The organism is Chitinophaga sp., assembly GCF_035761305.1.
GTDB lineage: Bacteria > Bacteroidota > Bacteroidia > Chitinophagales > Chitinophagaceae > Chitinophaga.
On record NZ_DASTRI010000105.1, the window covers coordinates 1 to 3,625 of the forward strand.

8 protein-coding genes are annotated in these 3,625 nt (G+C 46.6%); all 8 read left to right on the plus strand.

Annotation, left to right across the window (positions count from 1 at the left end):
* The coding region (locus tag VFS25_RS09255) for a DUF1793 domain-containing protein (RefSeq protein WP_326461850.1) at positions 1-318 on the plus strand (318 nt) is incomplete at its 5' end.
* A gap of 169 nt (positions 319-487) precedes the next feature.
* Complete coding sequence (locus VFS25_RS09260) at positions 488-991, plus strand: VOC family protein (RefSeq protein WP_326461851.1); 504 nt, start codon at positions 488-490, stop codon at positions 989-991.
* Between the two features lie 66 nt (positions 992-1,057).
* Complete coding sequence (locus VFS25_RS09265) at positions 1,058-1,834, plus strand: phosphosulfolactate synthase (protein ID WP_326461852.1); 777 nt, start codon at positions 1,058-1,060, stop codon at positions 1,832-1,834.
* A 118-nt stretch (positions 1,835-1,952) separates the two neighbouring features.
* Positions 1,953-2,123, plus strand: coding sequence for a hypothetical protein (locus VFS25_RS09270; RefSeq protein WP_326461853.1), 171 nt, complete (start codon positions 1,953-1,955; stop codon positions 2,121-2,123).
* Between the two features lie 64 nt (positions 2,124-2,187).
* Positions 2,188-2,367, plus strand: a complete 180-nt coding sequence (locus tag VFS25_RS09275; protein WP_326461854.1) for a hypothetical protein — start codon at positions 2,188-2,190, stop codon at positions 2,365-2,367.
* A 60-nt stretch (positions 2,368-2,427) separates the two neighbouring features.
* Positions 2,428-2,796 (plus strand): GreA/GreB family elongation factor, encoded by a 369-nt coding sequence (locus VFS25_RS09280; RefSeq protein WP_326461855.1) that lies wholly within the window; start codon positions 2,428-2,430, stop codon positions 2,794-2,796.
* Positions 2,797-2,937: 141 nt separating this feature from the next.
* Positions 2,938-3,153 carry a hypothetical protein gene (locus VFS25_RS09285; protein WP_326461856.1) on the plus strand — a complete coding sequence of 72 codons (216 nt, stop codon included), beginning with the start codon at positions 2,938-2,940 and terminating at the stop codon, positions 3,151-3,153.
* The gene (locus tag VFS25_RS09290) at positions 3,147-3,437 is read left to right on the plus strand and encodes a type II toxin-antitoxin system RelE/ParE family toxin (protein WP_326461857.1); all 291 of its coding nucleotides are present in this window, start codon (positions 3,147-3,149) and stop codon (positions 3,435-3,437) included. Before VFS25_RS09285 ends, VFS25_RS09290 begins: the two co-directional genes overlap by 7 nt.
* The last annotated feature ends 188 nt before the right edge of the window (positions 3,438-3,625 follow it).

Sequence of the window (3,625 nt, forward strand, 5' to 3'; positions counted from 1 at the left end):
CACCTGAACCTGTTTCCGCAAAAAGTGTATGATACGGAAATCAAATACTACCTGGCGCACCAGAATGAATATGGCTTACCGCTGGACAGCCGTAAAGCCTACACCAAATCAGACTGGATATTGTGGACGGCTGCCATGACAGATAACCGCGCCGATTTTGATGCGCTGGTAAACCCGGTGTATAAGTTCGCCACGGAAACACCGTCCCGCGTACCCTTGTCTGACTGGCATGAAACCACCAATGGTAAAATGGTTGGGTTCCAGGCCCGCAGCGTGGTAGGCGGCTACTTTATGAAAGTGCTGCGCGACAGAAGATAAGCAGGTATTAAAACATATAACAACACCATGCAGGGGCTGTGCTGTTAAAGCGCAGCCCCTGCCGTATTATGGCGCATTAACCCCTTATTTATGTCGTGTTTGCACGCGGCCTGTTTTGCGCCCTGCACCTACCTTTGCTAAAACAACAGCAAACAAAAAACACTATTTTATGGAAAAGAAAATTGTAGCGCAAAAGATCACCCCCAACTTATGGTTTGATAAAAATGCGGAGCAGGCCGTTAAGTTTTACACTTCTGTTTTTAAAAACTCAAAGATCGGGAGAACCAGCTATTATGGCAGCGAAGGCCGGGAAGTGCACGGCATGCCCGAAGGCACGGTGCTTACACAGGAGTTTGAGCTGGACGGCCAGTCGTTTCTGGCATTGAACGGCGGCCCGCACTTTAAGTTCAACGAAGCTGTTTCATTCATTGTGTATTGCGATACCCAGGAAGAAATTGATTACTACTGGGAGAAACTATCTGAGGGCGGCGATGAAAAAGCAAAAATATGCGGCTGGCTGAAAGACCAGTTTGGCCTGTCATGGCAGGTAGTGCCCCGCATACTTGCCGATCTGCTGGGAGGCGACGCGCAAACATCCGGCAAGGTAATGGCCGCTGTAATGCAAATGAAGAAGCTGGATATAAAAACATTGCAGGAAGCGGCAGGCAAATAGGGGGCGCCCCTGTTTGCTATTTTGGAGCGCCATCTTGTTATACTATCTTTGCCCCCGGAATCAATCATGCAAACAATGAATTTTAACCTGGACAAGATACCCGGGCGCACCAGGCAGCCACGTACCTATGGGCTTACAATGGTTACAGACAAAGGGTTAAGCCTGCAGGAAACAAAAGACCTCCTGTCTGCCGCGGCTCCGCATATAGATATAGCAAAGCTGGCGTTCGGCACTGCGCACGTAACGCCTAACCTGGCAGAGAAAATTAAGATTTATCAATCCCACAATATTGCCGTTTATTTTGGCGGCCTGCTGTTTGAAGCATTCCTGGTGCGCAACCAGTACGAAGATTATGTGAAAGCCATAAAAGAATACGGTATTACGCATATAGAGGTATCAGACGGGTCTATTGATATTCCCCATGCTGAAAAATGCGGTTATATCGAAAAACTGGCAAAGCTGGGTACTGTTTACAGTGAGGTAGGCTCCAAAGATAAGGACCGGCAGCACATTACCCCGCCTTATAAATGGATTGAGCTGATGAAAACAGAAATGGAAGCCGGCGCGCAATATGTAATAGCAGAAGCCCGGGAGTCGGGCACGGTTGGCCTGTACCGCGACTCCGGCGAAGTGCGCGAAGGGTTGGTGCAGGAGATCCTTACAAGAATTCCCCATGAAAAAATCATATGGGAAGCGCCCCGGAAGAACCAGCAGCTGTATTTCCTGGAGCTTATAGGCTGCAACGCCAACCTGGGTAATATTGCCCCGCATGAGGTAGTAGCCCTGGAAGCCATGCGCATAGGGTTAAGAGGCGACAGCTTTCATTTTTACCTGGGAGAATAGTAATAAATTGTATACAGGATGCCCGGCGGCCGTCAATTGCCTGCCGGGCATCCGTTTTCTATACGCGCAAGTCATGCAGCGCTTCGGTTATTCAGATTTAATTCGTATATTTATTGCTATGGCGGCTATAGCACATAACAAACACCTTACCGGCTTTACATGGCATTTTGTGCCAGGTGTAAAGAACAGCTATATCTGCTCTTTTACGGAGTTTTTCCCGTTCTGCCCCGAATTATATTACTTCTCCACATTTAAAGACTTTAACACGGTAGCCCAGGCCTGCAACTGATAAAGGCTTGGGGCTGTTTACCGGTGTATTTCCTGTTTTTTATTCTTAATTAAACCACGTTCGTATGAACCGGGATCGTTCTACAGTTCCGGTAGCAGGTATGGTTACCTTGCTGCTGGTACTGCTTAACGCCATTGTGCTAAGGAATGGATTAATGCTTGGCTGGGAATGGTATTTATTATTGCCTTTTACGGCAATACTGCTGCTGCTTACTGTTGTGCGTAAAAGAAGCCGTGAAAAATAAGCAGCGCTTATAACTGTGCATATTATTTAACTAAAAATATTAATGATGAAAACAAAAAGTATGAATCCTGTTGTGATCACGGAAGAAGATTATAACCTGCTGAAGCCCCTGGCCGGCAGTATGGAGGGAGAGATAATGGAAATGTCGTTAGGCCATGAGCTGAGCCGGGCCATTATTGTAAAGAACGATGCTTTTCCGCCGCATACCGTGCGGCTGAATTCAAAGGTTACGGTATTGAACCTTGAAACAGAGCGGGTTATGAATTTTATGATTGTGCTGCCGGAACAGGCCGATATGGGTAAGCAGCAGGTATCTGTATTAACACCCCTCGGAACCGCACTAATCGGCTTCCGGAAAGGAGAGGAGGTATTATGGCGGGTGCCGGCGGGTTTAAAGCGTTTCCGTATTCTGGACGTATGTAATTCCTAGCTGCTGCAGCAGCATATTCAGTCCGTTATGGACAGGCTGGCGCAAATACCCTTGTATTATACCGCTGCCAGCCTGCCTGACGGGGCGTGACTAAAGGAAATAATTTAATATTCTGTAACTTTATCAACAAAAGTGGGGTCTATGGATATTCTTATTGATTTTGATGGGATTAATGATTCTTCCAAAAAAGAATGGTTACTCCGCACCCTGAAATTAATGGGGATCGGTTTTCAGACAATAGACCGGCCTCAAACCCTGGAAGAATACAACCAGGAGCTGGAAGAGGGCGAAGCGGAGATATTAAAGGGTAATTATATAACTAATGAGCAGCTGCGGAAGGAAATCGCTAAATGGTAACTGTTTGGACACCCCAGGCATCCGCTGAATTAAAGAAAGCCTTCGAGTATATAAAACAGGATTCTCCTGCAAATGCCCTGAAGGCCATTTCTGTTATCGTTGATATTGCCGATAAAATAGCCCTGCATCCGGAAATGTTCCCTGTTGACAGATACAAAAAGAACAACGATGGCAGCTGGCGGGCATTTGAAAAGTATCGTTATAGAATCTCGTACCATATAACGCAAAATGCAATTCACATTGTGCGCCTGCGTCATACCAGCCAATCACCGTTATATTATTAATACAGGTTAACAACTATTGCATTGGCGAATCATGGCTGCTGCTGCAGCCTCCTCAAAATACTATAACTCCTCCTCTCTTCTTTGCTCATCCTGCACCTCTTCCTGTACAGGATCTTCAGTAGGGTAAATCCGTTTCCGGTCCCGTTTGTTCTTCGCTACCAGGAAAACAACCAGCGCAATGGCTAACA